The sequence below is a fragment of the Faecalibacterium sp. I4-1-79 genome (genome assembly GCF_023347235.1).
GTDB classification, from domain to species: domain Bacteria; phylum Bacillota; class Clostridia; order Oscillospirales; family Ruminococcaceae; genus Faecalibacterium; species Faecalibacterium tardum.
Genome location: NZ_CP094467.1, coordinates 2,075,469 through 2,100,705, shown reverse-complemented (window position 1 = coordinate 2,100,705; position 25,237 = coordinate 2,075,469). Strand labels below are relative to the sequence as shown.

Here is a 25,237-nt window from a genome sequence, read left to right as displayed (position 1 = left end):
ACAGCGGTCTTATTGTTATGCGTTTTTGCTTTTATCCAGTGCATCGAACTGCTGTAAGATCTGAGGGTCTTTCAGTTTAATGACCTTGCCGGAGAGGTAGTGCAGGGTGTTTTCCTCCGGCACATCCAGAAAACTGATGCGCACCGCGCACAGCGCCTGTGTTTTGGTGCCGGTGCGCTCGTTCATTTTGCGGTTGCCGTATTTGATATCACCCAGCACCGGCTTGCCCAGATAGGCCAGATGGGCGCGGATCTGATGGGTGCGCCCGGTGACAAGGCCGATCTTGCACAGGGCAAAGGGGCCGGCGGTGCGCAGCACGTCCACGTCCGTGATGATCTGCTTGCGGCGCTCGTCCTGCGATTGATGGGCGTGGATGCTGACCTTGTTGTTCTTTTCGTCGTGCTCCCACCATGCGGTGAACCGCCCGGACTGGGGAATACCCACCGTGATGGTGTAGTACTCCTTCTTCAGCAGGTCGGTGCGGATGATCTCGTTCATGTCCCGCAGGGCGGCGTAATTCTTGGCGGCGATCACCAGCCCCTCGGTGCCGCGGTCCAGCCGGTTGCAGATGCCGGGCTTGAAGCGGTTCTCACCGTGGGGGTCGTATTCGCCCTTCTGGGTCAGGTACTGGGTAAAGGCGTCCACCAGATTGGCGTCGCCGGTGCGGTCGCTGTGGCACAGCAGATGGGTGGGTTTGTACAGCACTGCAAGGTTCTCGTCCTCGTAGATGACGGTCACCTTGGGCTGATTGGGCTGCTTTTTGGGGGCAGTTTTCTGCACCGGCTTTGCACCCTCGGGCGGGAAAAACTCGTCGTTGATGTACAGCTCGATCAGATCCCCCGCCTGCAAACGGTACTCCGGCGCGGCCTTTTTGCCGTTTACCTTCACCCGCTTGTTGCGGAAACTTTTGTACAGCAGGCTGGTGGGAAAATCGCGGGTCACGCTCTGCACAAAGCGTGAAAGACGCACGCCGTCATCGTTGGCGGTGGCAGTAAATTGTTTCATAAAGCTATCCTCATCGTTTTTTGTCAGAATCATGCTTTTATAGTAATACAGGCGGGGCGGGAAGTCAACGCGCATTCCAGTGCAAAATCCGGGTTATTTTTGCAGAACGCTTGTGTTTGCGTCGCAAAATGGGTACTATAAGGAGAGAACATAGAAAAAAAGGAGTACCGCCATGGCAGAGAATAAACGGCACAAGGGACATCGCCAGCGGATGCGGGAGCGGGTGCAGAGCTATGGGCTGGACAGTCTGGCCGAGCACGAGGCGCTGGAATATGTGCTTTACCTGACCAACGCCCAAAAGGATACCAACGGCATCGCCCACGACCTGATCGACCGGTTTGGGGATTTTGCGGCGGTGCTGGAAGCCAGCGAGGAAGAGTTGTGCACTGTAGAGGGCGTAGGCCCCTCTACTACCCGGATGCTGCATCTGCTGCCCCAGATCAGCCGGTACTATGGCCGCAGCCGCACCAGCACCACCCGCTGCATCAAGACCACCGAGCAGATGGGCAGCTATCTGATGGCAAAGTTTGCGTGGTCGGACTACGAGCGCGCCATGCTGGTCAGTCTGGACAGCCGCAAGCGGGTGCGCGCCGCCGTCTGGCTGCGGGAGGGCACCTCCGACCGGGTCAGTCTGGATATCAAGAACGTGGTGGCTGCCGCCATCAAGGGTGGTACGGATGCCGTGGTGCTCTGCCACAACCACCCCAACGGGGTGGCGCTGCCCTCGCTGGAGGACATGGACGCCACCGGCAGCATTGCCAGGGCGCTGGGGCTGGTAAATGTGCATCTGCTGGATCACTTTATCCTGACCGACACCGAGTATTTTTCCATGCGGGACGCCAACCGCCTGCCTATTTACGACTTCAAGACCGGTACGCTTTTTTGGCCGTAAAACAAAAAACTGTTTACATTATAAAATGTGCGTGCTATAATACAACTTGAAACAACAACGGATTGTGGTTATGCGCGCGGAAGGGAGAAAAACGATGGCAGAGGAAAAATTTGAACTGGTGTCGAACTATGCCCCCACCGGCGACCAGCCTCAGGCGATCGCGCAGCTGGTGGAGGGGGTGCAGCGGGGCGACCGCTGCCAGACCCTGTTGGGCGTGACCGGCAGCGGCAAAACCTTTACCATGGCCAACGTCATTGCCCAGTGCAACCGTCCCACGCTGGTGCTGGCGCACAACAAAACACTGGCGGCGCAGCTGTGCACCGAGTTCCGCTCGTTTTTCCCCAACAATGCGGTGGAGTACTTCGTTAGCTACTACGACTACTACCAGCCGGAGGCTTACATCCCCAGCACCGATACCTATATTGAAAAGGACAGCGCCATCAACGACGAGATCGACCGCCTGCGCCATTCGGCTACGGCGGCACTTTCCGAGCGGCGGGACGTTATTATTGTGGCATCGGTGTCCTGCATCTACTCGCTGGGTGACCCCATCGACTACCGCAGCATGGTCATCAGCCTGCGCCCCGGGATGCAGATGGAGCGGGACGAGCTGTGCAAAAAGCTGGTCACCCTGCAATACGAGCGCAACGACGTGAATTTTGTGCGAAATAAGTTCCGGGTGCACGGCGACACGGTGGACATTTATCTGGCTTATATGAGCGAGCTTGCCATCCGGGTGGAGTTCTTCGGGGACGAGATCGACCGCATTACCGAGTTCAACCCCCTGACCGGCTCCAAGCAGAACGTGGTCAGGCACGTTGCTATCTTCCCGGCCAGCCACTATATCGTCAGCGCGGAAAAAAAGGCCGCTGCGCTGGAAAAGATCCGCGCCGAGTGCGACGCACAGGTCAAGCAGTTTACCGCCGAGGGCAAGCTGATCGAAGCGCAGCGCATTGCCCAGCGCACCAACTACGATATCGAGATGCTGAACGAGGTGGGCATCTGCAAGGGCATCGAAAACTATTCGGCGGTGCTGTCCGGCCGTGCGCCGGGCAGTATGCCCACCACTCTGCTGGATTATTTTCCGGAGGATTTTCTGCTCTTCGTGGACGAAAGCCACGTTACCCTGCCGCAGGTACGCGCCATGTACGGCGGCGACTACGCCCGCAAAAAAACGCTGGTGGAATACGGTTTCCGCCTGCCGTCCGCCTTTGATAACCGCCCCCTGAAATTTGAGGAGGTGGAGTCCAAGCTCAACCAGATGATTTTTGTCTCCGCCACCCCCGGCGAGTACGAGCGCCGGAACAGCTCACAGGTGGCGCAGCAGGTCATCCGTCCCACGGGTCTATTGGACCCGGTCATCTCAGTGCGCCCGGTGGAAGGGCAGGTGGTGGACCTGCTGGGCGAGATCAACGCCCGCATCCAGCGGCAGGAGCGGGTGCTGGTGACCACCCTGACCAAAAAAATGGCGGAGGATCTTACCGATTACCTCACCGAGCAGGGGATCAAGGTCAAGTATATGCACCATGAGGTGGATACCTTCGAACGCATGGAGATCATCAAGGATCTGCGTCTGGGCAGCATCGACGTGGTAGTGGGCATCAACCTGCTGCGTGAGGGCCTGGACCTGCCGGAGGTGAGCCTTGTGGCCATTCTGGATGCCGACAAGGAGGGCTTTCTGCGCAGCGAGACCAGCCTGATCCAGACCATCGGACGTGCCGCCCGCAACGCGGAGGGCATGGTCATCATGTACGCCGATGTGGTGACCGACAGCATGGAGCGTGCCATCACCGAGACCGAGCGCCGTCGCGCCATTCAGATGGCCTATAATGAGGAACACGGCATCGTGCCCAAAACCATCGTCAAGGCCATTGCGGACAGCATCGAGATCAGCGATAAGGCCGAAAACGCCAAGCGCAACACCCGCCGCATGGGCAAGATGGAGCGGGAGGCTGCCATTGAGCGCCTGACCCGGGAGATGAAGGAGGCCGCGAAGCTGCTGGAATTTGAACACGCAGCCTTCCTGCGGGATCAGATCGACCGCCTGCGCCGGGGCGAGAACCCCACCGTGGACTCCGCCGCCGAGACCGAGCGCAAGCAGAACCATGCACAGACACAACGAAAAGGGAGAAAATACCTTGGCAAACGATAAAATTATTATCAAAGGTGCCCGCGAGCACAACCTGAAAAATATCAACCTGACTCTCCCGCGGGAAAAGCTGATCGTTATGACCGGCCTTTCCGGTTCGGGCAAGTCCAGTCTGGCCTTCGATACCATCTACGCCGACGGTCAGCGCCGCTATGTGGAAAGCCTTTCCAGCTATGCCCGGATGTTTCTGGGCCGGATGGATAAGCCGGACGTGGACGAGATCACCGGTCTTTCGCCGGCTATTTCTATCGACCAAAAGACCACCAGCCACAACCCCCGCTCCACCGTGGGCACCGTGACCGAGATCTACGATTATCTGCGTCTGCTGTACGCCCGCATCGGCGTGCCGCACTGCCCGGTTTGCGGGCGGGTCATCAGCCAGCAGACCGTGGACGAAATGGTGGATGCTGTCCTCAAGCTGGAGGAGGGCACCAAGTTCCAGATTTTAGCCCCCGTGGTGCGTCAGCGCAAGGGCACTCAGCAGAAGGAACTGGACGCCGCCCGCCGCGCCGGTTACGCCCGCGTAAAAATCGACGGCAACCTGTATGATCTAGACGAGGAGATTAGTCTGGAAAAGAACATCAAGCATACGGTGGAGATCGTGGTGGACCGTCTTGCCTTGCGCAAGGGCATCCGCAGCCGTCTGGCAGACTCGCTGGAGACCGCGCTGGCGCTCACCGGCGGCGTGGCCGAGGTGGACGTTATCGGCGGCGAGTGCATGACCTTCAGCCAGAACTTTGCCTGCCCGGAGCACGGCATTTCCATCAGCGACCTGTCGCCCAGGCTCTTCTCCTTCAATAACCCGCTGGGTGCCTGCGAAAAATGCACCGGCCTTGGCACCTTTATGCGGGTGGATGAGGATCGCATCCTGCCCAACCGCAGCCTTTCCATCCGGGAGGGTGCCATCAAGGCCAGCGGCTGGTACTACGCTGAAGGCTCTGTGAGCGAGATGTATTACCTCGGCCTTGGCAAAAAATACGGCTTTACGCTGGATACGCCCATCAAGGAGATGAGCACCGAGGCGGTGAACGCCCTGCTCTACGGCACCAACGGTGAAAAGATCGAGATGCACCGCACCAACGAGTTCGGCAGCGGGGTGTACTACAACACCTTTGAGGGCATCGTGGAAAATCTGGAGCGCCGCTTCCGCGAGACGAGCAGCGAGTGGATGAAGGAAGAGATCGGCAGCTTTATGTCCGGCGTGGAGTGCCCGGACTGCCACGGGCAGCGCCTGAAGCCGGTGGTGCTTGCCGTGACCATCGGGGACAAGAACATCAGCCAGTTCTGTGAGATGTCTATCCGGGACGAGCTGGAATTTATCCGGCAAAACGAGCCGAACCTCACCGAAAAGCAGCAACAGATCGGCGGTCAGATCATGAAGGAGATCAAGAACCGCCTGCAATTTTTGCAAAGCGTGGGTCTGGACTATCTCACGCTGGCCCGGGCGGCGGGTACGCTGTCCGGCGGCGAGAGCCAGCGCATCCGCCTGACCACCCAGATCGGCAGCGCTCTGTCCGGCGTGCTCTATGTGCTGGACGAGCCCTCCATCGGTCTACACCAGCGGGATAACGATAAGCTTATCGCCACCCTGAAAAACCTGCGGGACCTCGGCAACACGGTCATCGTGGTAGAGCACGATGAGGACACCATGCGCAACGCAGATTATATCGTGGACGTAGGCCCCGGTGCTGGCGTGCACGGCGGCGAGATCGTGGCCGCAGGCAGCGTAAAGGATATCTGCAAGGCCAAGCGCAGCATTACCGGCGACTACCTCTCCGGCCGCAAGCGCATTGCCGTGCCCCAGACCCGCCGCACCGGCAACGGCCACTGCCTGACCGTGAAGGGCGCACGGGAAAACAACCTGCGCAACATCGACGTCAGCTTCCCGCTGGGGGAGTTCATCTGCGTTACCGGCATTTCCGGTTCGGGCAAGTCCAGCCTGATCAACGAGATCCTGTACAAAACGCTGGCCAGCGAGCTGAACGGTGCCCGCTCCCGCGCCGGCAAGTGCGATGGGGTAGAGGGGCTGGAATTTGTGGATAAGGTCATTGGCATCGACCAGCAGCCCATCGGCCGCACTCCGCGCTCCAACCCCGCCACCTATACCGGCGTGTTCAACGATATCCGCACCGTGTTCTCCCAGACGCAGGACGCCAAGATGCGCGGCTACGGCCCGGGACGGTTCAGCTTCAACGTCAAGGGCGGCCGCTGCGAAGCCTGCGAGGGCAACGGCATTCTGCAGATCGAAATGCACTTTCTGCCGGACGTATATGTGCCCTGTGAGGTGTGCAAGGGCGCGCGCTACAACCGTGAAACGCTGGAAGTAAAGTATAAGGAAAAGACCATTGCAGATGTGCTGAACATGACCGTGGAGGAAGCGGTGGTGTTCTTTGCCAACCAGCCCAAGATCGCCCGCAAGCTGCAAACGCTGCTGGACGTGGGCCTTGGCTATGTCACCTTAGGGCAAAGCGCTACCACCCTGTCCGGCGGCGAGGCGCAGCGTGTGAAGCTGGCCAACGAACTGGCGCGCCGCGGCACCGGCAAAACAGTGTATATTCTGGACGAGCCCACCACCGGTCTGCACATTGCAGACGTGCACCGTCTGATCGAGGTGCTGCAAAAGCTGGTGGACGTGGGCAATACGGTCATCGTTATCGAGCATAATCTGAATCTCATCAAGTGCGCGGATCACATCATCGACCTTGGCCCCGAGGGCGGCAGCGCCGGCGGTTTGATCGTGGCCGAGGGAACCCCGGAGCAGGTGGCTGCCGTGCCCGGCAGCTTTACCGGCCAGTATCTGCGCCCGCTGCTGGAACGTGACCGCGCGCAGCGCGCCGCAGAAGCGGAAAAGCACTGACAAAAACAGCAAAAACGAAAAAGCGCGTATCCGTGTAAAAATCAGACTTTTCTCAGAAAAAACCAAAAATAATCAAAAAATCTGTTGACAAAACGGCCTTGCCTGAGTATAATATCTCTTGTCGCCACGCTTCGGTAGTGAAGCGGCGGCCGATATCCGGGTGTAGCGCAGTTTTGGTAGCGCGCTTGAATGGGGTTCAAGAGGCCGTGAGTTCGATTCTCGCCACTCGGACCATAAATCCAACGATTTCACGTTAGAAATCGTTGGATTTTTTTGCTTATAGGCTGGCCTCATTTGGTTTTGACCACAATTTTGACCACAATGCCAACGATTTTATCTGGTCTAATTAGTGACGTTCCGTCCAATTTTCAGGCCGAAAACGCCTCACTGAACAACTGGATCGCACTCTGCCGAATGGATTCCTGAACATGGAGATAATGCTCAGTCATCTCGGTGTCGGCATGGCCTACGATGCTCTGGATGGTCTGGATGTCCACGCCCAACGCCTGCATCTGCGACACATAGGTGTGGCGGCAGCTGTGCGGTGTGAGCAAGCGGACATCGCCCGCTTCTTCCAGAGATTTGCGGAACACATCTCGGAAATGGGTGGGGTTGCAGGGCAAGCCGGTCTTGGGGCTTTCCCAGATGAACTGGTCGGTGGTATCCCGCAGCTTGATGGCACACGGGCGAACATTCAGCGGCACCGGAATATCCCGGATACTGTCTTTGGATTTCGGACTGCCGATGCTGACTGTACCTTTTACGACCTTTACTGCCTGCCGGATGTGAATGACAGAGCCATCTTCTTCAATAAACTGCGGCTCCAAAGCCAGAAGTTCCTGCATTCTCATTCCAGTGCCGAGCAAAAGCCGGATGCTCAAGCCCATGCGGTCATCGGGCAGCACCTTCATCAGGTGCGCGACTTCCGCTGTGGTGAAGGCTTCCTTGCGTTTTGCAGTGCCGGATGCCCGCATCTTTTCAGCAAGCCGAACCGGGTTGCGGCGCACAAGGTCATTGGCCTCTGCCTTTTGAAAGATCTGGTAGAGCATCCCTCGTGCCTTGCTGATGTAAGAATCCGAGCGGCCATCACGCCGCATCCCTTTCAGAAAGTTTTCAATGTCGATGGGGCGTATGACGGTCAAGGGGCGATGGTAAAATCCCTCTTTGAGCATTTTCAGGCAGTATTTATAGCTTTCCTGTGTCGTGGGAGCGATATTATCCCTGTGACCCTCGAACCATGTATCCGCCCAATCCTCGAAGTACAGGATCGTGTCCAGCTGGACACCGCTGATAAGCGCATCCTGATACTCTTTCAGTTTGAGCTTGACCTCCTTCTGAGTCTTGCCATAGAAGGTCTTGAAGCGCGGCGAACCATCTTTCTGGTAGCCGTCCATCATACGTAATTCCCAGCGACCATCGCTGCGGTGGCGAAGCGTACCCTCGCCGTGTGAACGTTTGCTTGGCATATTGCCTCCTTCCTGATGTCAAGTCGTTTCGGGAATAGTATAGAAAAAGAAACCTCTTGAATCAAGGATGTCAAATCAGCCATTTACGCTGTCCGTGATCCACTGAAGAAAACGGTCTTTGGGTACGACCATCCGCTTACCGATGTGGAGCGTGGGAAAGCCGTCCGAACGGAGCAGGATGTAAGCGTTGGCGCGGGAGATGCCCAGCGCAGCAGCGACATGATCGGCTGTCAGGGTGATGGGAAGCTGCTCATACGAAGTGAACTGAGAGCGCATAGAATACCTCTTTTCTCTATATGTTGTGTTGAATGAATACAGGAACACTATATATTGCACTTTGATATGTAACAAGGGGCATCTGCGGTTTGCGGATGCCCCTTGTGTATATGGGAGGAATGCCTGTGAATGTCAGAATTTCATCGGCAGCGCGTCTTTTCTGCACTTGCCGTTGTAGGCGGTGTAAATGGGAAAAACATATTTCTTCCATCCGCGCAGCTTTGCGGGGTCGTCCTGCCCGATGCGGTAAATATCGACTGGGTGGATGTTGCGCAGTGCACGGAGCAGCCGTTCTTCACTGAACTCGCCGTGGTACAGCTCCACAAAGTGCATCATGCCTTTCAGAACAGATGCCCGGAACGAATCGGGCTTGCCCTCCCATGCTGCCACGATCAGCCGCATCGTTTCACAGTAGAGCGGTTCGCCCATCTGCTTGTAGAGTCGGAAAGCCGTACCAACGCAGCCGATGCGGTAATCGGTCAGCTGCTGGCTGTCATAATTGAGACTCAACCCCACCCGGTTGGTGGCTGCGAGGAAAGCCTTGGAAATAGCATCGCCGCCTACGACCTTGGCGCGGAGCTTGATGCCAGCAGTCAGCGGAGCGGAAAAGCCGTTCTGTTCGGCAAAGAGCAGGGCTTCCTGCTCCACGGTCATGCCCGTGTACACCTTGCAGAGAATCGGCAGATCCTTGCCGCCGTTGCGGAGGATGCGCCCCTCGATGGTGTGCTGCCCATCCGTTACGATGAACTGACCGTTGCGGAAACTGACCTTCGGCTCATTTGCCACATATTCGTTGAAGTGGGCGGCAATCAGTTCCACACGCTTGCGCTCCACACCGCGCTGATACAGTTCGCGGGGGTAGACCAGCTTGCTGCTGTGGATGACCATGAGCTGGTACGGCGGGTTGACATGGATGAAGGGATTGGTGTTGTCTTTCAGGCGCATCGCATTTCCTCCTTGATTCTCCAGATGTACGTTTCGGCTTCTTTCAGGATTTCAGCAACCTGCTGCTTACGCTTCGGGATGGTGAGCAGACTTGGGTTGAATGTGAAGCTGTATTCCAGCCGCTGGATCATTGCGTGTACCGCAGCTTCCAGTTCGGTGTACAGCATCATGTCCTCGACACTCCCAGCATCCTCAAAGGATGATTTGATGGGCGTGTAGGGATAGAGGGGCGGCTTGCCGTCAACCACCTCAGGCGGCGCGTAAGCAGCCGTAGAGCGGATGATGGGTGGAAGCCGCTGAATGCTCCCCATCGGGTTCAGGGCAAGGCTGGCACGGACGGCATCATCCACCCGGTTCATTTCCTCCGGGGTGAGGTGTCCGAGGAATTTCAGCACCCTGCTTTTGTCTATGGTAAAGATCTGCTCTGCCTGAACGATGGACGGAACGGAGAGAAAATCGTTCACCAGCAGGCAGTGGGTCGGCTGGGTATACTTTTTTGCAGACTTGCTTGTCAATGTGGCCACGATCAGCGTGGGCGAGTAAAAATTTCCCACATCGTTCTGGAGAACGACTGCGGGACGATTCCCGCTTTGCTCTGAACCGATGGCGTTGTCGAAACGGGTGAAGAAAATGTCTCCACGCTGGAATTTCCAGTTTTGAATCAAAAGCTGCCCTCCTTTTACAATATGTACACCGCCCGCTGCACCTCCTTGGCAGTGTGCGGTGTGTTTGTTCAGCGGTTCATCACAACGTAGTCATGACCGCGCCGGGTCTGGCAGACAGTGCAAGTGTCCATGCTCCGGTCTGCGCTGGGAACAATGGCGATTTTGAACGCTTTGGATTCTACAAAACTGCAAAGGCAGACACCGCAGAGCGTGCGGATGGAACGGATCATTTCCGGGGTCAGTTCCATTTCCTCGTAGATCGCTTGCTCTAAGATGGTACGGTCGTTCTCGTTCATAAAACCTCCTATGTAGGACAAAAATGTGGATATATGGAATAAGTAAAAAGAACAGACGTGGACGAAGACCGAAAACAGCATTCGGCCACGCCTGATTTAATAAGTTAAGGTCTCGCATATTCGCCCTCGGCTCCCTGCGAGTGGGGCATAAACATCTGGCAGCGGACTTGTACCGCTTCATTGGCATTTCAGCCACCCCGTCTGCTTTGTGACCGGGCCGCGAATTACGGAAGTATCATTATCGGAGTACCAGATGAAGGAACTATTCAGTTTTCAAGGAACGGCTGTTCGGACGTTTCACTCTGCGGCTTGTGCCGTCTGGTGAATTGCCCTCTCACTTGGTAGGCATCGAGAAGGGTCAATCCATAGCATTGAAATTGAAGTTTTTCAAAAATTTAGTAATTCGCTTGATTTTGATGCTAATAGTAGGCTGCGCGACGCCTAAAACTTTAGAAATTTCAGTGACGGTGTAGCCCTCATAGGCGTACATGGTGACGAGATTGAGGTCTGCATCCGACAAATTTTCAAGCGCAGACAGCAGCCGCTCGTCCTCAATCTCGCCGATCCATGTGAAGCGGCTCTTGGTTTCACGGTAGTGTTCGGTAATAGAAATGGCTTCCTGATACTTGTTCATAAGGGGCGAGTAGGCTTCTTCGCCCTGCTCAAAGGACGGGGCAGCGATTTCCTGTGTGTGGTTCTGGTAAGAACGCGTAGCATTGAAAACAGACCAGTCATACTCATACATTGCCTGAATCACTTCAATGCTCATGCCAGCATCTTCATACTGCTTGCGGGTCACAGCCCACTGACTATCAAAATTCTTCTTCTCCAAACCGTAGTTAAAGCCCATGTGTAACCTCCAAATTTTCGATAAAACGTGAAATGTCGAAAATTTGGAAACACTACGGATATTTCGCCATCTGGGGCAGCCATGAAAAGAGGGTAAACATAAAACCTGCTCCTTTTCGGGAGCAGGCCATCTGAAGCTATAAAAAATAGCCGGACAACAGCCGACCGAAAGATTGAAGATCTTTCAGTCAAGCTGCTGCCCGGCTATTTGGTGCTACGTTTCATACATCACCCGGAGGTGACGGCCCGTTGCTCGGTGCGAACAGTCCATATTCAGAGTGCTTTGCACCCGATTCTTATGAAACCAATGCTTACTTGGCTCGAATGGAAAGGTTGAGCCATAACATTTCCCGGCAACGCCAGCATTTTATGTGGATGAATCCAGTGCAGTCGGCGGTCATTCGATAGAGCTTTATATTGCACTTGGGGCAAAACTGCCAGAGTTCTGTAATTGCTTCCTTCTTATGATCGAGCATGACTTTCCCTCCCAAATATAAAGTTTGCTGCGGTATTATGGGAGAAACGGCGGACTGCGGCACTTTTGTTCCAAAAGCGCAAAAACGCCAGCCTCCCATTGAGGGAAGCTGGCGCAGTACAGCATATCGGCACGATTGTGGGTGGCAGAATGGAACGATTGTGCCTGTTTCGGAGCGGTCTGGTCTACGGCAGCAGACAGGCTTTTTTTGATGCGTTACCCCAATAAAAAATCACAGTACCCTCCATAGACGGTAACTGTGATCTTGTGGCGCAAGGAATCGCCCGGACGAGTTACCGTTTTTTTATAACTCGACCGGGAAACGCAAAAATCGGCATTATACTTCCTGCTCGCAGGAAATACAAGGTTATACCGCATCATTCACCAGAACGATACAATACTATTGAGGTGAACGATGATGCCGAATTCCGACTTGAAGTTACTTGGAGAAAAGGTTCGCACGGAGCGCAAGCTGGCAGGTTTAACACAAGAACAGCTTGCTGAACGTTGCCATGTTTCAACAAAGCATATTGCCAACATTGAAAAAGGTAGCATGAATCCATCTTACGAAATTCTTTTGGCGATTGCTCGCGTTCTGCCGATTTCGCTTGATGCACTGATTACTCCGGGAATGGACAAGACGGAAGTAGAATTAAAAGAGTTCAACCGAATCTATCTTTCCTGTCCAGAAGCGGTGCGAGAAACCTTAATGGACTCGACCCGCACACTGGCAAAGCATCTGACAGAGTTTTACAGTAAGATTGAAAATCCCTGAAAATGTTTTGCTTGTGGTACAGTATAGCACATTTTTCAAAGTCACTATACCAAAACGAACCCAAAAACAAACCAATTTCATACCAATTCAGTCGATTCCCAAGCTGATCTGAATCTCTGTTTCCAAATCATTTGCCAATGCCGTATATAGTTCTTGTGGTGTGCGGCAAAGAATTGCATTGAAATTGATAGGGTCGCCCTCATTGAAAAGCCTTACATATCCCCAGCGGCATGGAACAACGTCCAAATAGGTCGCAGACTCTAAAAAGCTATGGAAGTGGGTCAATACTTCTTCAAATGTTTGCATGGTTTGACCTCCTGAATTAAGTTATCTCTATTTTAGAATATTCTTGGTCATCTATGCAAGGATGCCGATTTCGTACAGCGTAGAAAACGATAAAGCCATACCGAAGAATCCTACTAGGATCTCACGGTATGGCTTTTATTACAGATTGCGATTCAATCGCACCGATTCCGATGATGGGACAAATTGATATCCAATGTTGGAAACCGTTTTAATATAACGGGGGTGATCTTTGTCATCCTCTATTTTCTGGCGGATTCGACCGATCGTGCTGGTGACGGCTCTCAAATAGCTTTCGCTGTCCTTATGCCAGACTGCTTCAAAGATCTGCTCCTTTGTAAACAGTTTGCCCGGATGCTGTGCCATCAAACTCAAAACACCGTATTCATAACGACTCATGTACACCTCTGTTCCGTGTTTGAAAACACGGTGGTGTTCCAAGTTGATTTCCAGATCGGGACGGCTCAGAGCGTCTGTGGGATTCCGCATCAAATCGAACCATTCAAAAATCGTCTGCTCTTGCGGTGGGCAGTGATCCTTTGTGATGCGAACAACAACTTCAATTTTTTGCATACAATAGACAATCCTCCCCCAAAGCCAAATCTATATCACTCGATATGGAAAATCGGGTGTAGCTCGTATTTCCGCATTGACCGTGCACTACGATGCCGTGTGCTTTAGCCGCCGTCGTTTTTGGAATCCCGAAAGTTCAGAGCTGCCATCAGGCATCCAAACGCACCTGCCCAGAGAAGGTCGGTATAGGGCCATACTTGGAGAATGGCAAAAATCACCCCTGCGATCAGCAGCAGGATGCCAACCGTTAACAGCAGACTTGCCGATAACTGCTCCATCTTAGGCATCCCTTTCTGTGCGAAGATAGTGCTGCACCCGGTGGACATCCCCGGAACGAACTGCAATGTACCACAGGGATTGAGACATTGCTCCGGTAGGCATTGGTGTATTCAGCGGAACCGGAAGCAGTGCCGCCCGCACCTTGTAGGGAATATTGTTTTCCGCCATACGACGGCTTTTTTTCTTTTGCCATCGTCCGGCAGATGAATGAAAAATTAATGGATTTCGAGTGTCACAGTCAATACATTGGATTTAATTTCAGCAGAAACATTGCCGCCTAGTTTATCCGTCAGTAACTTTACAACCGCAAGTCCTACTCCTGTACCACTGTTGTGTCTGGATGCGTCCCCTGTATAAAATCGTTCAAAGAGGCGGGCGGGATTTATTTCAGTTTTGCTATCTATCGGATTTTCAATCGTGAAAATAGCCCTATTTTTCCTTGTCTGCTTTAAGCCCATTTTTATGTCGCCGGATGAATAACGTATCGCATTTGTCAGTAGATTTTGTAAAATCCTTTCCACCATGCTGTAATCAGAATTGAGATAGACAGAATGGGGTGGCAAATCAATTTCAGGGGATATATTTTTTGCTTCCAATGCAGGAGCATTCTCTGTAATAAGATTTATCAGCAAATTAGACAGGTTAAAATCTTCTCGCCGGGGTGTTATCTGCTCGGCATCCAAAATAGACAGGTCATAAAAAGTCTGTACCAATTCTTTCATTCTTTCTGCTTTGTGAAAAATGGTTTCTATTCGCTGTTCCTGCTTGTCTGTCAGAGTTTCTTTTCTTAATAGCTGTAAATGTCCGAGTATAACGGTCAATGGTGTCCGTAGATCATGTGAAATATTTGCAATCGACTCTTTCAGATAGTTTTCGTGGCGAAGCGTACTGGCAATCAACTGCCTTTGATTATCGTTATACTGGTTTAGTATTCCTGCCAGTTGTTCCAAATCTTTGTCAATTAAAGAGATGTCCAGCATTTTCTCGGATTTGCCATTTACCAATTCAGCTATCTGTTTTGATAGATTGCGGATTTGCCGTTTTGTTTGAAGATATTTGAATAGCAAGATAAGCAACAGCAAAAATACAATCAATAGCAGTAGCTCTATTTTAGACACCTCCTTCTTTCCGTTTTCTAATTGAAATCTATTTTAATTCACATTTTCGAAAGCTGCACCATGATAAAATCAACAACGTAACAACCCAAACAATTCCAATCAAAATCGGGAATGGTTGGAAGATTGCTGTGCTGGTAACTGCCTCCCTTATTTGATAAGTTGGCAAAAAAGCTACTGGAAATTTCAACATCATTCCAAAACCCAGATAAAGACTAAGTACAAACGTTGTAACGGCTGTAACAGCAATCGCTTTTGCAGAATTACGCAGTGAAAAGCAAATCCAGATTGCAATGAAAAAAGTAGCACTGTTCAAAAGTAAAGAGTATAGAACCGCCTTAGCAGCCTGATAAATAAAGTTTCCTCCGTCAATAAATCCAAATCTGAAAAATTCTCTTATACACCCGGCAATGGGATAAACAAGAGCCATGACGTTAAACGCAATCAAATATGTGATTACCTTTGAAAAGAAGATTGATTTTCTGGAATGGCCCGCAGTTATTTCAAGATCTACTGTCCGATAAGAAAACTCCTGCCCTAAAATCAAAGCTAAAATACTGGACATCAGAATGAGAAGAAATGTAGAGTCATAAACCATTCCGTTAAAAATATCCGCAAGGGAAGTAGCCGCCCCGCCGGTTGTTCCCATAACTTCCGGGACATAAGTTTCTGCCGTAAAAAAGCCAATTAGAAAGATGCCTACCATGCCACACCAATACAAGAAATTATGTGATAATTGGTATCTTTCCATTTTTAATAGATTGCTCATTTCGACACTTCCCTGTCACTTCAAATCGGAATGCTTAAATCCCAAATAAGCGCCAAAATATAAAATAAATATCCACAAAAAATCTGTGAAAACAAATTGCACCATAGATGGGGTAAATTGCTGCAATGCAATCAGTCGGAGCTGTCCCATTGGCAATATTCGCGAAATAAAGAGTGCTTGATCTCCATTCATCAAGAATATCATCAGGAAAAAGAGAACCATCGGGACAGCTAAAGTTTTTCCTATATCACGAAACAGAAGCGCAAAGAAAAACGGCAACAGGCACATTGCAAATAAAGAAACTACAACTGCCAAAACGGTATAGAGATTGCCGCTAACACTCACGAAACTTTCTTTGAAGCAAAGCCTACCAATCAATCCATGTACCAGTAATGGTAAAGCTAAAATCGTTATGCAGGCTATTTGATAGGCGATCAGTTTTGCAAGTAATATCTGTCCTCGGTTATGGCCTGCAATGATATATGATTGCAGCGTTCTTTGTCCAAAGTCATTTCCAACAAACAACGCAGAAAAGACGATTGCCAGAAAAAAGAGAATAGGCACATTATATAGTGATGCAAAGAATAGACTGGATGTTTCTCCAATACTGTCTAACAGCAGCACACTGCTCAAAAAAAGATTAAACGCCACAATCCCCCAAAAGTACCGGCTATGAAACAGTTTATAAAACTCAGTATTTAGGAGATTTAACATTTTCTGAACCTCCTATCTTACTTAAAAAGTAATCTTCCAATGTATCGCCGGATACAGAAAGCCCTGTAACGAGGATATGCGCATCCGACAAAACAGCCGCGACTTTTTCCAAATCATCAAGATAATCGTACAGGCGAATTGTCCCATCCGGCATCAACTTGAAATTTTCTGTATGAAGTTTTTCTTCCAATACAAGCAGCGCCTTTTGCGGGTCGGTAGCCTTGATTGCAATATGCCGTTTACACCGTTCATTCAATTCTTGATCGGAGATTTCTTCAATGATTTTTCCTTTGTCAATTAAAATAAATTCTGTTGCAGTTTGGTATAATTCTTCCAAAATATGGCTGGACACCAAAATTGTCATTCCATATTCCTTGTTCAAGGATTTCAGCAAATTTCTGACTTCGACAATCCCGGCAGGGTCAAGTCCGTTGATCGGTTCATCGAGAATTAAAAATTCTGGCGTGTTCAAGAGAGCGATTGCAATTCCCAGCCGTTGCCTCATACCCAAAGAAAAATTGCGAACACTCTTTTTTCCAGTGTCCTTTAAGCCAACCATATTCAAAGTCTTTTCAATCACTGTTTTATCGGGGATGCCGCGTTGGATGCGTTGTATCTCCATATTTTGATAAGCTGTCATGGCCGGAAATAGTGCAGGTGTTTCAATCATGCAGCCAATCCGCTTTCTCTGTTCCTGCAAATCTTTTGCCGAACTCTTTCCCCATAAGCCTAAAGTACCGCTGGTCGGGAATGCCAGCCCTGTAACCAATCGCAGAAAAGTAGTTTTACCTGCTCCGTTCTGACCGATAAAACCGTAGATTTTCCCTTTCTCAATTTGCAAGTCAATATGATCTAAGGCAACAGTATGCCGATATTTTTTTGTCAAGTCGTGTGCTTCTAAAATAATAGGACTCATATCGTCAGCCTCCTTTATCTTTGATTGTAAGAGGCAATCGTAAAGAATTTCTTAAATCCAAACAGAAAACTCTAAAGAATATCTAAAGCCAGAGGTTTAATCTCTGGCTTTGTGTAAACGGTACCCAATACCCCAAACAGTATCAATAAAGTCCTTGTCCGGGCAAACGGCTTTTAATTTGTTACGAAGATTGCTTATGTGAACATTTAATGTGTTATCCTCACTGATATACTCGGCGTTCCAAACACTTTGAAATAAATTTGCTTTTGAGAATATTTTATCCGGGTATTTCATCAGCAACTCTAAAATTGCAAATTCTTTTGCCGTCAAAGTCAATTCGCTGCCTTGCAAAAAGGCGGTATTATCGTTCAAATCCAAAACCAAATCGCCATGACGTAAATGGGTAGGATTATCTTTTTGAAATTGAACTCGACGGAGATTACTTTCAATTCTAGCCAGAACTTCCTCCATATCAAACGGTTTTGTAATATAATCATCTGCACCGAGGCGCAGTAAATCTACTTTGTTTTGTGTTGTTCCTTTGGCAGAAATAACAATGATTGGAACCGTAGAACATTCTCTTACCGCTGTAAGTACGGTATCACCATTTCGATATGGAAGCATAATATCAAGCAAAATCAAGTCGATCTTATTTTCTCGCAGGCAATCCAATACATGAAGCCCGTCATATTGGCAAAAAACTTCATATCCATTTTCCTGTAAAAATTCAGCTAATAACTTGCTGATTTCCAAATCATCCTCAACCAACAGAATTTTCATTTTCGTTTTTCACCTGCTTTTTATATCGTCTATCTGCGGGTTTGGCTATTTCCTTGGGGAGCAGCCAAACACCGGCCATTTTCACAGCGCCGGGGATACGCCCAGCAGCGCAATAGTAATTTACTCTACGAGGTGTCACGCCCCACTTCTCGGCGGCCTCTTTCAATGTCATATAGTCCATTTCGCACCTCCACAGAGTACATTATAGTTCTTTATCTCGAATAGTACAAGTTGGAGGCTGCATATTGATGAAATGAAATACTACTTTGTGTAAAATCTCATTACATTCTCATAACCCGACCCGAAATGTACGATGATATAGGGTGATATGAGAATGAACCAAGAAGAAAGAAGGTTTGACTTTCACGGCCTCGGGGCGGCTCTCAAACGAGCCAGAGAAGAAAAGGGATGGGCACAAGCCTATGTTGCGGAATTAGTAGAGCGTGACTCCCGTACCATTATGAATATTGAGAACAAAGGTCAGTATCCCAGTTTCGACCTTTTTGTTAAACTCATTACCATGTTTGACGTTTCAGTTGACCAGTTTATTCATGCGGACGGAGGGGCAAGGTCAAGCTCTTGCAGAAAGCACATTGATGTGCTCCTAAATTCTATGAATGAAAAAGAGCTTGTTGTAATAGAAGCCACAGCCGAGGGCATTAAGAAAGCCAGAGAAACGGAGGTTCCAGAATAAGGGCCTCTGTTTTTTTGCGCCATTTTAAGGGCTGTCGCTAAGTGGCAAGCAGGGCTTTTGTCTATACAAACGCCATTTTTGCGTTGCAAAATGCTTGTTGGGATAGTCCCAAACCCTTTGTGTACTGCATCCGCCGGATGCAGGCTGCGCGTTTTTTCAAAACGCTTCTATTTATATAAGGTAGAGTTTCAAGACAGTTGCGCTCTGCAATTTTGATGGAGACATCTCAAGCCAAACGAACAGCCAGCAACGGCCTCAACGGTAAGTGAGGTCATGATGCTGGCTGTTCTTCGTTCAGAACGGAAAACATTCGACATTTCCGCTGGTTCATGGTACACTACATCCAATCCATGCGAATCCGTTGGAGGTGATTGTGTTGCTTTCCCTGTACTTAGCTGTTCTTGACGATCAAAGCAAAGAAGAACAATTTATAGATGTATATAATACCTACAAACGGCTGGTCTACCATACCGCTTACAAAATTATGGGCGATTCGTATCTGGCAGAAGATGTACTGCAAGAGGTGTTTTTGTACGTTGCCAAAAATTTTTCTAAAATTCATCGAGAAAACTGTCACGAACTCGCTGCTTATCTCGTTAGTTGTAGTAGAAGCCGTGCTTACGATATGCTTCGCAAGCAGCGAGAAGAACCGCTGGAAGAAGTCCCGGACGCACCAGATGATGCCCCGGTGCCGGATGATGCAGCAGTCAGCACCGATAACATCCAATATCTGACAGAACTGATCGGACAGATGAAACCGATGTACCGTGATCCGCTGCGCCTTTTGGCAATGGGCTACACCAACAGGGAGATTGCCGAATCGCTTGGACTGACGGATGAAGTGGTTCGGATGCGGCTTTTCCGTGGAAGAAAACTATTGTGGAAGGAGCTGAACAGCCGTGAGTGAGCGGACAGAGATCTCTTTTGATGCAGCTTTGATGATGGCACTCCGTGCAGATGCACAGAAAGAACTGGACGAGCTGCCAACTCCGGCACAGCTTAAGGAATGCTACCCGGACACTTCCCGATGGGATGCTCGCCTGAAAGCGGCATTGCATAAACGCCGCCCGGTGCTGAAGCGAGTGCTTGTTGCGGCCCTGACGCTGATAATTCTGACCCTCGGTGCGCTTGCAGTAAGTGCAGACTTCCGCAAGGCGGTCTATACGATGATTCAGAAGTTCCTGCCCATTGAGATGCAGCTGACGTATCAAGTGGACGGCGAACCGTTGGAACAGCTTCCGAATGGATACAGCGACCATTATGTGCCGGATGGCTTTGAACGAGATTATGAACAAGGATATGATAACGAAATATCCTTTCTTCATGCCTATGTTGATGTCAATGATAAGAACATCTTTTATTATGTGGACTGTTCCGTAATTCAAGACTATGGACAAGTCGAAACTTTCGACAATGAGCACACGGTTTATGAGCGCATTAAAGTTGGAACAGCCGATGCAACACTCGGAACGAACAATAGCGGAGGACGTACAGGATATGTGCTAGTATGGGAGAAAGATGGCATTTCACATACGATTATTGGAAAGATACCGCGTGAAGAGATTCTAAAAATTGCAGAGAGCATTTCCTGACTGGCTAAATTTTTGCCCACACACTTGTAATTGCTTACAAATGTGTGGGCACTTTTTTGTTGAAACGTCCAAAGTTGACAAGACCTTGAAATTTTTTCAAAAAAGTTGTCACAAACGCAATGTGAACTACGTTGACTAAGCAAAAGCTCCTGTTGGAGTACACAAAATGGAGGTTATGTCTTATGTCCAAAAAGCGTCTTGTTACTCTCATTCTGTCAATCGGTATTTTTCTGAGCCTTGCCGCAACGGTTTTTGCTGCTGGCCAACCTAGGCGGTATAAAGAAAACAGCACTGTCAAAGGGACGATTTCTCAAAGTTTTTATCAGGTTAATGCCAAAACTGATGTTACGGTAAAGCGCATCACCGTCACTGGAACGCTGTATGAAAAAGGAACATTCGGTACGTGGCAGAAGGTAAGCAGCTGTTCTAACACAAGTACATCTTCTTCCTGCTCAGCAAGCAGTAATTATAATACAAAGCCCGGAAGATCGTATCGCCTTGAATGTTCAGCAACATTCACTTATTCAAATGGGCAGAGCGAAACTATCACATCAACTGCCAGCCATTAAATGATTTTATAAAAGAGCGATTTTGTTAAAAAGAGGTGATGCTAATACAGCATCTACCGGCATCGATTAACACGATTGAACTAAACTAAAGGATTCATTAATCAAAATGACGAAAGAAGAAATCATTTCCATGCTATCAAAGGAATTGAACAGTGAATGGACAAATGGAGTCACATGTTTGATGGTGGAAAATTCCGATAGCTATATTCCAGTAATAGTTCATCACAATAAAAATGAACTTATTGTTGAAGTAGGAGAACAAGACAAGAAGATTTACCGCATCGGACGAAATGAGCTAAATAAAACATCTTAGTCATCACCAAAAAAATCATTGAAATCAGTCACAATTTGACGCATGGACAAAGTGAAACCATCACTTCAATATCCACTAAGACCTACATATGGATGCGTTCGCGTCACCAATAGTGATCAATTAGCGATTCAGAATGTTCTCAATAATCAAAGTCAAAAAACGGGAGTGCTTGAAATTATCGAGAGAGATACCTAAGATATGATGCTGGAGGAGCGAGATGAAAAGGTTTCAAATTCTAATCCTCGCAATCATGCTGGCCAGTTTATCTGCCTGCGCAACAAATTCGCTACCGTCATCCTCCACCGAATCCTCTGTATCCATATCGGTATCAAATCCACAAGATTTTTTGTCAGAGCTTGAGGATATGGGCACAAGTCAAATATTAGAAGCGCTTAAAATTTCAGATGGCGGATATACCGAAGATTGTTTTTCGGTATTGTCTAAGCGGCTTGTTGAATTTCCTGAAGATACGCTTTGTATACTGAATCATAACAAACTGATGGCTGATACGGATTTTGAAGCGCTTGTCACAACTGGAATTGGAGCAGAACTTCCTTATATTGGGTCGGCAGAAGAAAAAGATACTCTTTACAAATATTTGAAATCTATTTCTACAGATGAAGAATATGCTGAAATAGCATCAAAAATCCTAGACGAATGGCTGTCGGAAAGTGATGGCTCCTAATTTTATCAAAAAAGTGGTGATTCCAATGCAGATTTTAAAATATTAACCAATTCCTTGAAGGAGAATAATTCGTATTATACGCATTGCTATCATCAGACTATGTCGTACTATAATAGTGGAGCGTCCACACCTTTCCGGACGGATACTGATTATTACCAAGCTGTTGGTGGCTAACGCATACGGTTTTGCAGGTATAGACAATGAAGAAAACTTTATATACATTTTTGGGCTGGAATTTTCTGCTGTTTGTAGCCGGTTTAAGTGATATTGTTTTTTACAGAGATCTTACATCGGCAGAAGCTATGGCAATAAGTTGGACCCAGCCAGCACTCGTAAGCGTCACTTCATTTTTGATATTGCTTTCAATATATTATGGGATGCACCAGCTCCTTTTTGGAAAAAATTTCCATTTAAAACTGGAAGTCAATCAGGAAGATGTCGATAAAGCGCGAGATTCAATTTTCGCTTTTTTGAAAAAGGGAAAAATTGTCCCTGAAAAATTGCAGCAACACTTGAAGTATTTGATAATCGCTGAAGTTGTTTTGTGGTGCATTTTCATTATCTATCTTTTTGTATCAAGCTCTACAGCAATCTAATCCCATTACGGAAAAGTGAAAGCTCGCCAGATTTTATGTCTGGCGAGCTTTCATAATATTCTAATTTATAGCATTATAGCAACTCCAATTCAAATTCATCATATAAAGCCCTTGAAATATGGTGGGAAAAGTGTGAATAGCAATTTGATTCCCCTTCCAAAAGCAATTCACACTCAATTTACTACATGGTGGGCACAATATTAAAAAGAGGTAGACTGGAATGAATGGTTTAGATAAAGTTATAGAGCATCTGAATCATGCGCATTTAGATGCTCTATTAAATCCACCAACCGATGATATGATATTGGAACACTTAAAAAAAGAAATGGGACATATTCCAGCTGATTATATTGAATTTCTGAAGCGATGTAATGGACTGACGCTTTATCACAGCGGAGACTATTGCTTATTTGATGCTCAGGAAATTCTTTCGTTCCATTTTAGTAATGATAATTTATTATGTCGGTCGGCATGGAAAATTGGATATTGGATGGGATATGATATTGTCATTAACGTGGATGACATAGAAAAAGAGTATCTTTATGCGGGGGACTGTTGCTCAACAGATGAATTTGTATGTGTTGGAAATATACTAAATTTCATTGAAGAAATTGTTAAAAATGGAGGTGATCCTTACTGGACAATCAACGAAAATCAGTACAGAGATTTTTCAAAAAAATAATTTCAAAGTCAAATACTTTCGCCAGTTGATCCGATACCGGACGGAAGATGGTATTGCCCGGATTGTGGGAACTTAAATGATTCTTACGAACTTTTGCAAAAACTGTGGGAAAGTCCGATAAATGAATAAGGCAATATAAGAAGTTATTTGCCATCCGTTAAGTATTTTGAATTGGTAATGGTTATAAGATGATTCGCTAAAAAGCAAAAATCCGCCGAGGACTCCTCCCGAAAAAACGGGAAGGATCCTCGGCGGATTTCGTTTATCGTGCTTGTCCTTTTTCGGTTGTACTTTTTTCCTCTGCAAAGAACATCTCTACATTTTTCTGAGCTTTCATCAACTCCTGCATCTCATCTCGTGCCTTACGATAGTCCGGGTATGCTTCTTTCTTCTTTTTCAGAAGTTCAGCGTATTCGATGCTCAAGTCCTTAGCCTTTGGCAGCTTTTTCAATCCGGCTTCATCAAAAGCAGTTTTTGCGGCCTTATGCAGCGTGATTTCTTCCCGGTGGGTGTCCAGAAATCTCTTACTATACCCGGCTTTGCGGTAGGCATCATAGACCGGGCGTGTCCGGGCATAATTAACGATGTGCGTTCGCAGAACAGCAATCTCGGCCATGCGCGTTTCTGCTGCCTTGATTGAATCGCCTAGTTCATGATAGCGAGCAGTAGCAGCATCTATACGCTCCTGCATTTCCTCAATGCTTCCGATTTTGTTCTCCTGTAAGAAAATCAGCGTTTTGGACATTTCTTTCAGATTATATCGCTTTGCCCAGCGAGCATACCCCATGCTCTTTCCCTCGGCCAGCTTTGCCTGAATGTCCACCAGCATCTGAAACTTTTGTTCCGGTACGATGCGCTTCTGCTTCTGCCGGGGATGGTGTTCGGCTTCCCCAGAGATAACAGCTTTCAGTTCTTCTTCACTATATCCTGCGCCCAAAGTGCGGAACCGGATGAATCGTTTCTGCCGTGTGCCTTTGACGGAGGTGTATTTCCCTCGCTTGACCTCGTATCCCTGCTGCTCCAGCTTTTGCAGAAAATCTTCGTAGTCTTTGGTTTTTTTCGCCAGAATGTTGTCGATCACGCCGCATAGACAGTCACGATTGCTTTCTTTGGGCGGATAAAGTGTGCGCTTCTGCCGCTCCCGATAGGGTTTTATCTCAATGACGGAAAGCTGATGCTCTAAGCAGATCAGATCGCTCAACCGTTGCACAGCCAGCCCGGACAATAAAAAATCCCGGAATTTCCGGGTGCTGTCCAACGCAGTGGAGTTGTAGATAATGTGATTATGAATGTGTTCCCGGTCCGTGTGGGTTGCAACGATAAACGCATACTTGCCTTTGGTGAAACGCATTGCCAGCTCATAACCCACCTTGTTGGCTTCTTCGGCGGTGATCTCGCCGGGTTTGAACGACTGCCGGATCTGATAGGCAATCACGTCACTTTTTTGTCTGCGCCCAGTGACAAGTTCATACTGCCGTTTGGACAGCATAAATTCTTCATCCACCGTCAAAGGACTGCATTCGTAGCTGCTAATCAGTTCACCATGCTCAGTCTTGTCGGGATTCTGTACATAGTCTGTGCGGCTTTTCAGACAGGCCGCAACCGACTTGCCTTTGTTTTTGTGCAGCGCGATCAGCCGTGTCGCGGCCATCCTAAATCACCCCCATAAAAGAAAAAGCCGCCCGAAGGCGGCAAAAGGTTGAAAATGCTCCTTACAGTTCGGCCAACCACTCACTGAACCGCCCGATGCCCTCGGTGATGGCAGTTGCGCCGAAAAAGAGGACAAAGCAGATGAACTCGGCCACCAGCAGGATAAAGAACTGATTCCAAGTCTGACGGTAAGCAGTGTAGATGCCGCAGCCGAAGATGTAGAGCATCAGCGGAGCAACTACATAGCTGGACAGGGTTAGCAGCCACCTTGCCATCAGAGCTAGAAACGCCACAAAGAGAGAAATCGGGAAAAGAGCAATTTTCTTCAGCATAGACATCATATCAAGCACTTCCTTT

32 protein-coding genes and 1 tRNA gene are annotated in these 25,237 nt (G+C 48.8%); 14 read left to right on the top strand and 19 right to left on the bottom strand.

Features of this window, described 5'->3' with window-relative positions:
• Positions 1-15: 15 nt before the first annotated feature.
• Positions 16-1,005 carry an RluA family pseudouridine synthase gene (locus MTP36_RS10445; RefSeq protein ID WP_249249904.1) on the bottom strand — a complete coding sequence of 330 codons (990 nt, stop codon included), beginning with the start codon at positions 1,003-1,005 and terminating at the stop codon, positions 16-18.
• Between the two features lie 172 nt (positions 1,006-1,177).
• On the opposite strand from MTP36_RS10445, the gene MTP36_RS10440 reads away from it, so the two are divergent.
• The 4 genes from MTP36_RS10440 to MTP36_RS10425 all read left to right on the top strand — a co-directional run bounded on the left by MTP36_RS10440 (position 1,178) and on the right by MTP36_RS10425 (position 7,137).
• Complete coding sequence (locus MTP36_RS10440; protein ID WP_249249895.1) at positions 1,178-1,897, top strand: JAB domain-containing protein; 720 nt, start codon at positions 1,178-1,180, stop codon at positions 1,895-1,897.
• A 94-nt stretch (positions 1,898-1,991) separates the two neighbouring features.
• Complete coding sequence (gene uvrB, locus MTP36_RS10435; RefSeq protein ID WP_249249887.1) at positions 1,992-4,049, top strand: excinuclease ABC subunit UvrB; 2,058 nt, start codon at positions 1,992-1,994, stop codon at positions 4,047-4,049.
• Positions 4,036-6,903, top strand: a complete 2,868-nt coding sequence (gene uvrA, locus MTP36_RS10430; protein ID WP_249249881.1) for an excinuclease ABC subunit UvrA — start codon at positions 4,036-4,038, stop codon at positions 6,901-6,903. Before uvrB ends, uvrA begins: the two co-directional genes overlap by 14 nt.
• 156 nt (positions 6,904-7,059) lie before the next feature.
• A tRNA-Pro gene (locus tag MTP36_RS10425) sits at positions 7,060-7,137 on the top strand.
• A gap of 134 nt (positions 7,138-7,271) precedes the next feature.
• On the opposite strand, the gene MTP36_RS10420 is transcribed toward MTP36_RS10425, so the two are convergent.
• The 6 genes from MTP36_RS10420 to MTP36_RS10395 all read right to left on the bottom strand — a co-directional run bounded on the left by MTP36_RS10420 (position 7,272) and on the right by MTP36_RS10395 (position 11,401).
• Complete coding sequence (locus MTP36_RS10420; RefSeq protein WP_227611936.1) at positions 7,272-8,369, bottom strand: tyrosine-type recombinase/integrase; 1,098 nt, start codon at positions 8,367-8,369, stop codon at positions 7,272-7,274.
• Between the two features lie 75 nt (positions 8,370-8,444).
• Positions 8,445-8,645 carry a helix-turn-helix domain-containing protein gene (locus tag MTP36_RS10415; RefSeq protein ID WP_005927005.1) on the bottom strand — a complete coding sequence of 67 codons (201 nt, stop codon included), beginning with the start codon at positions 8,643-8,645 and terminating at the stop codon, positions 8,445-8,447.
• A 132-nt stretch (positions 8,646-8,777) separates the two neighbouring features.
• Positions 8,778-9,590 carry a DUF6551 family protein gene (locus MTP36_RS10410; protein WP_005930924.1) on the bottom strand — a complete coding sequence of 271 codons (813 nt, stop codon included), beginning with the start codon at positions 9,588-9,590 and terminating at the stop codon, positions 8,778-8,780.
• A complete protein-coding gene (locus MTP36_RS10405; RefSeq protein WP_097773619.1) occupies positions 9,581-10,255 on the bottom strand; it encodes a type II toxin-antitoxin system PemK/MazF family toxin in 675 nt (224 codons plus the stop codon). Before MTP36_RS10405 ends, MTP36_RS10410 begins: the two co-directional genes overlap by 10 nt.
• Before the next feature lie 68 nt (positions 10,256-10,323).
• Complete coding sequence (locus tag MTP36_RS10400; RefSeq protein ID WP_173015354.1) at positions 10,324-10,551, bottom strand: hypothetical protein; 228 nt, start codon at positions 10,549-10,551, stop codon at positions 10,324-10,326.
• Between the two features lie 358 nt (positions 10,552-10,909).
• Positions 10,910-11,401: a sigma-70 family RNA polymerase sigma factor gene (locus tag MTP36_RS10395; RefSeq protein ID WP_249249799.1), complete on the bottom strand. Its 492-nt coding sequence runs from the start codon at positions 11,399-11,401 to the stop codon at positions 10,910-10,912.
• A gap of 889 nt (positions 11,402-12,290) precedes the next feature.
• On the opposite strand from MTP36_RS10395, the gene MTP36_RS10390 reads away from it, so the two are divergent.
• Positions 12,291-12,650, top strand: coding sequence for a helix-turn-helix domain-containing protein (locus tag MTP36_RS10390; protein ID WP_418268279.1), 360 nt, complete (start codon positions 12,291-12,293; stop codon positions 12,648-12,650).
• A gap of 87 nt (positions 12,651-12,737) precedes the next feature.
• On the opposite strand, the gene MTP36_RS10385 is transcribed toward MTP36_RS10390, so the two are convergent.
• The 10 genes from MTP36_RS10385 to MTP36_RS10340 all read right to left on the bottom strand — a co-directional run bounded on the left by MTP36_RS10385 (position 12,738) and on the right by MTP36_RS10340 (position 18,280).
• Positions 12,738-12,956: a hypothetical protein gene (locus tag MTP36_RS10385; protein ID WP_097773622.1), complete on the bottom strand. Its 219-nt coding sequence runs from the start codon at positions 12,954-12,956 to the stop codon at positions 12,738-12,740.
• Positions 12,957-13,094: 138 nt separating this feature from the next.
• Positions 13,095-13,526 carry a winged helix-turn-helix domain-containing protein gene (locus tag MTP36_RS10380; RefSeq protein ID WP_005946641.1) on the bottom strand — a complete coding sequence of 144 codons (432 nt, stop codon included), beginning with the start codon at positions 13,524-13,526 and terminating at the stop codon, positions 13,095-13,097.
• Positions 13,527-13,630: 104 nt separating this feature from the next.
• Positions 13,631-13,804, bottom strand: coding sequence for a hypothetical protein (locus tag MTP36_RS10375; protein ID WP_249249769.1), 174 nt, complete (start codon positions 13,802-13,804; stop codon positions 13,631-13,633).
• A 1-nt stretch (position 13,805) separates the two neighbouring features.
• Positions 13,806-13,973, bottom strand: coding sequence for a hypothetical protein (locus MTP36_RS10370; protein ID WP_249249767.1), 168 nt, complete (start codon positions 13,971-13,973; stop codon positions 13,806-13,808).
• A gap of 47 nt (positions 13,974-14,020) precedes the next feature.
• The gene (locus MTP36_RS10365; protein WP_249249765.1) at positions 14,021-14,923 is read right to left on the bottom strand and encodes a sensor histidine kinase; all 903 of its coding nucleotides are present in this window, start codon (positions 14,921-14,923) and stop codon (positions 14,021-14,023) included.
• Positions 14,924-14,951: 28 nt separating this feature from the next.
• On the bottom strand, positions 14,952-15,689 hold the full coding sequence (locus MTP36_RS10360; RefSeq protein ID WP_249249756.1) for an ABC transporter permease: 738 nt from the start codon (positions 15,687-15,689) through the stop codon (positions 14,952-14,954).
• Positions 15,690-15,704: 15 nt separating this feature from the next.
• Positions 15,705-16,403: an ABC transporter permease gene (locus MTP36_RS10355; protein WP_249249748.1), complete on the bottom strand. Its 699-nt coding sequence runs from the start codon at positions 16,401-16,403 to the stop codon at positions 15,705-15,707.
• On the bottom strand, positions 16,381-17,319 hold the full coding sequence (locus MTP36_RS10350; RefSeq protein ID WP_005946652.1) for an ABC transporter ATP-binding protein: 939 nt from the start codon (positions 17,317-17,319) through the stop codon (positions 16,381-16,383). Before MTP36_RS10350 ends, MTP36_RS10355 begins: the two co-directional genes overlap by 23 nt.
• 96 nt (positions 17,320-17,415) lie before the next feature.
• Entirely contained in the window at positions 17,416-18,099 is a 684-nt protein-coding gene (locus MTP36_RS10345) for a response regulator transcription factor (RefSeq protein WP_005946654.1), read from the bottom strand.
• On the bottom strand, positions 18,080-18,280 hold the full coding sequence (locus tag MTP36_RS10340) for a helix-turn-helix domain-containing protein (RefSeq protein WP_005946656.1): 201 nt from the start codon (positions 18,278-18,280) through the stop codon (positions 18,080-18,082). Before MTP36_RS10340 ends, MTP36_RS10345 begins: the two co-directional genes overlap by 20 nt.
• 147 nt (positions 18,281-18,427) lie before the next feature.
• Between MTP36_RS10340 and MTP36_RS10335 the strand changes: the two genes are divergently transcribed.
• The 9 genes from MTP36_RS10335 (at position 18,428) to MTP36_RS10300 (ending at position 23,230) form a co-directional block, all read left to right on the top strand.
• Positions 18,428-18,793 (top strand): helix-turn-helix transcriptional regulator, encoded by a 366-nt coding sequence (locus MTP36_RS10335; protein ID WP_005946658.1) that lies wholly within the window; start codon positions 18,428-18,430, stop codon positions 18,791-18,793.
• 367 nt (positions 18,794-19,160) lie between these two features.
• A complete protein-coding gene (locus MTP36_RS10330; protein WP_249254426.1) occupies positions 19,161-19,700 on the top strand; it encodes an RNA polymerase sigma factor in 540 nt (179 codons plus the stop codon).
• Positions 19,693-20,385: a DUF4367 domain-containing protein gene (locus MTP36_RS10325; RefSeq protein WP_249249740.1), complete on the top strand. Its 693-nt coding sequence runs from the start codon at positions 19,693-19,695 to the stop codon at positions 20,383-20,385. Before MTP36_RS10330 ends, MTP36_RS10325 begins: the two co-directional genes overlap by 8 nt.
• Before the next feature lie 182 nt (positions 20,386-20,567).
• Positions 20,568-20,954 carry a hypothetical protein gene (locus tag MTP36_RS10320; protein WP_249249731.1) on the top strand — a complete coding sequence of 129 codons (387 nt, stop codon included), beginning with the start codon at positions 20,568-20,570 and terminating at the stop codon, positions 20,952-20,954.
• 106 nt (positions 20,955-21,060) lie between these two features.
• Positions 21,061-21,267, top strand: a complete 207-nt coding sequence (locus MTP36_RS10315) for a hypothetical protein (RefSeq protein WP_005946665.1) — start codon at positions 21,061-21,063, stop codon at positions 21,265-21,267.
• 217 nt (positions 21,268-21,484) lie between these two features.
• The gene (locus tag MTP36_RS10310) at positions 21,485-21,952 is read left to right on the top strand and encodes a hypothetical protein (protein WP_249249724.1); all 468 of its coding nucleotides are present in this window, start codon (positions 21,485-21,487) and stop codon (positions 21,950-21,952) included.
• Positions 21,953-22,152: 200 nt separating this feature from the next.
• Entirely contained in the window at positions 22,153-22,548 is a 396-nt protein-coding gene (locus tag MTP36_RS10305) for a hypothetical protein (RefSeq protein ID WP_015536775.1), read from the top strand.
• Positions 22,549-22,563: 15 nt separating this feature from the next.
• Positions 22,564-22,752: an HNH endonuclease signature motif containing protein gene (locus MTP36_RS16080; RefSeq protein WP_353963858.1), complete on the top strand. Its 189-nt coding sequence runs from the start codon at positions 22,564-22,566 to the stop codon at positions 22,750-22,752.
• A 16-nt stretch (positions 22,753-22,768) separates the two neighbouring features.
• A complete protein-coding gene (locus tag MTP36_RS10300) occupies positions 22,769-23,230 on the top strand; it encodes an SMI1/KNR4 family protein (RefSeq protein WP_015536776.1) in 462 nt (153 codons plus the stop codon).
• A gap of 262 nt (positions 23,231-23,492) precedes the next feature.
• Here the strand turns inward: MTP36_RS10300 and MTP36_RS10295 are convergent, their stop codons facing one another.
• Together MTP36_RS10295 and MTP36_RS10290 are read right to left on the bottom strand one after the other, a co-directional pair.
• A complete protein-coding gene (locus MTP36_RS10295) occupies positions 23,493-24,881 on the bottom strand; it encodes a relaxase/mobilization nuclease domain-containing protein (protein WP_249249716.1) in 1,389 nt (462 codons plus the stop codon).
• A gap of 61 nt (positions 24,882-24,942) precedes the next feature.
• Entirely contained in the window at positions 24,943-25,221 is a 279-nt protein-coding gene (locus MTP36_RS10290) for a hypothetical protein (protein WP_156061902.1), read from the bottom strand.
• Positions 25,222-25,237 lie beyond the last annotated feature (16 nt).

Excerpts from the sequence above, each read along its gene's own strand:
- MTP36_RS10360 (WP_249249756.1), bottom strand. The coding sequence starts at position 15,689 with ATGAGCAATCTATTAAAAATGGAAAGATACCAATTATCACATAATTTC.
- MTP36_RS10300 (WP_015536776.1), top strand. The coding sequence starts at position 22,769 with ATGAATGGTTTAGATAAAGTTATAGAGCATCTGAATCATGCGCATTTA.
- MTP36_RS10415 (WP_005927005.1), bottom strand. The coding sequence starts at position 8,645 with ATGCGCTCTCAGTTCACTTCGTATGAGCAGCTTCCCATCACCCTGACA.
- MTP36_RS10410 (WP_005930924.1), bottom strand. The coding sequence starts at position 9,590 with ATGCGCCTGAAAGACAACACCAATCCCTTCATCCATGTCAACCCGCCG.
- MTP36_RS10400 (WP_173015354.1), bottom strand. The coding sequence starts at position 10,551 with ATGAACGAGAACGACCGTACCATCTTAGAGCAAGCGATCTACGAGGAA.
- MTP36_RS10395 (WP_249249799.1), bottom strand. The coding sequence starts at position 11,401 with ATGGGCTTTAACTACGGTTTGGAGAAGAAGAATTTTGATAGTCAGTGG.
- MTP36_RS10420 (WP_227611936.1), bottom strand. The coding sequence starts at position 8,369 with ATGCCAAGCAAACGTTCACACGGCGAGGGTACGCTTCGCCACCGCAGC.
- MTP36_RS10445 (WP_249249904.1), bottom strand. The coding sequence starts at position 1,005 with ATGAAACAATTTACTGCCACCGCCAACGATGACGGCGTGCGTCTTTCA.
- MTP36_RS10295 (WP_249249716.1), bottom strand. The coding sequence starts at position 24,881 with ATGGCCGCGACACGGCTGATCGCGCTGCACAAAAACAAAGGCAAGTCG.
- MTP36_RS10345 (WP_005946654.1), bottom strand. The coding sequence starts at position 18,099 with ATGAAAATTCTGTTGGTTGAGGATGATTTGGAAATCAGCAAGTTATTA.
- MTP36_RS10320 (WP_249249731.1), top strand. The coding sequence starts at position 20,568 with ATGTCCAAAAAGCGTCTTGTTACTCTCATTCTGTCAATCGGTATTTTT.
- MTP36_RS10385 (WP_097773622.1), bottom strand. The coding sequence starts at position 12,956 with ATGCAAACATTTGAAGAAGTATTGACCCACTTCCATAGCTTTTTAGAG.
- uvrB (WP_249249887.1), top strand. The coding sequence starts at position 1,992 with ATGGCAGAGGAAAAATTTGAACTGGTGTCGAACTATGCCCCCACCGGC.
- MTP36_RS10310 (WP_249249724.1), top strand. The coding sequence starts at position 21,485 with ATGAAAAGGTTTCAAATTCTAATCCTCGCAATCATGCTGGCCAGTTTA.
- MTP36_RS10370 (WP_249249767.1), bottom strand. The coding sequence starts at position 13,973 with ATGGCGGAAAACAATATTCCCTACAAGGTGCGGGCGGCACTGCTTCCG.
- MTP36_RS10340 (WP_005946656.1), bottom strand. The coding sequence starts at position 18,280 with ATGGACTATATGACATTGAAAGAGGCCGCCGAGAAGTGGGGCGTGACA.
- MTP36_RS10440 (WP_249249895.1), top strand. The coding sequence starts at position 1,178 with ATGGCAGAGAATAAACGGCACAAGGGACATCGCCAGCGGATGCGGGAG.
- MTP36_RS10305 (WP_015536775.1), top strand. The coding sequence starts at position 22,153 with ATGAAGAAAACTTTATATACATTTTTGGGCTGGAATTTTCTGCTGTTT.
- MTP36_RS10390 (WP_418268279.1), top strand. The coding sequence starts at position 12,291 with ATGATGCCGAATTCCGACTTGAAGTTACTTGGAGAAAAGGTTCGCACG.
- MTP36_RS10335 (WP_005946658.1), top strand. The coding sequence starts at position 18,428 with ATGAGAATGAACCAAGAAGAAAGAAGGTTTGACTTTCACGGCCTCGGG.
- MTP36_RS10350 (WP_005946652.1), bottom strand. The coding sequence starts at position 17,319 with ATGAGTCCTATTATTTTAGAAGCACACGACTTGACAAAAAAATATCGG.
- MTP36_RS10355 (WP_249249748.1), bottom strand. The coding sequence starts at position 16,403 with ATGTTAAATCTCCTAAATACTGAGTTTTATAAACTGTTTCATAGCCGG.
- MTP36_RS10315 (WP_005946665.1), top strand. The coding sequence starts at position 21,061 with ATGACGAAAGAAGAAATCATTTCCATGCTATCAAAGGAATTGAACAGT.
- MTP36_RS10290 (WP_156061902.1), bottom strand. The coding sequence starts at position 25,221 with ATGATGTCTATGCTGAAGAAAATTGCTCTTTTCCCGATTTCTCTCTTT.
- MTP36_RS10380 (WP_005946641.1), bottom strand. The coding sequence starts at position 13,526 with ATGCAAAAAATTGAAGTTGTTGTTCGCATCACAAAGGATCACTGCCCA.
- MTP36_RS10375 (WP_249249769.1), bottom strand. The coding sequence starts at position 13,804 with ATGGAGCAGTTATCGGCAAGTCTGCTGTTAACGGTTGGCATCCTGCTG.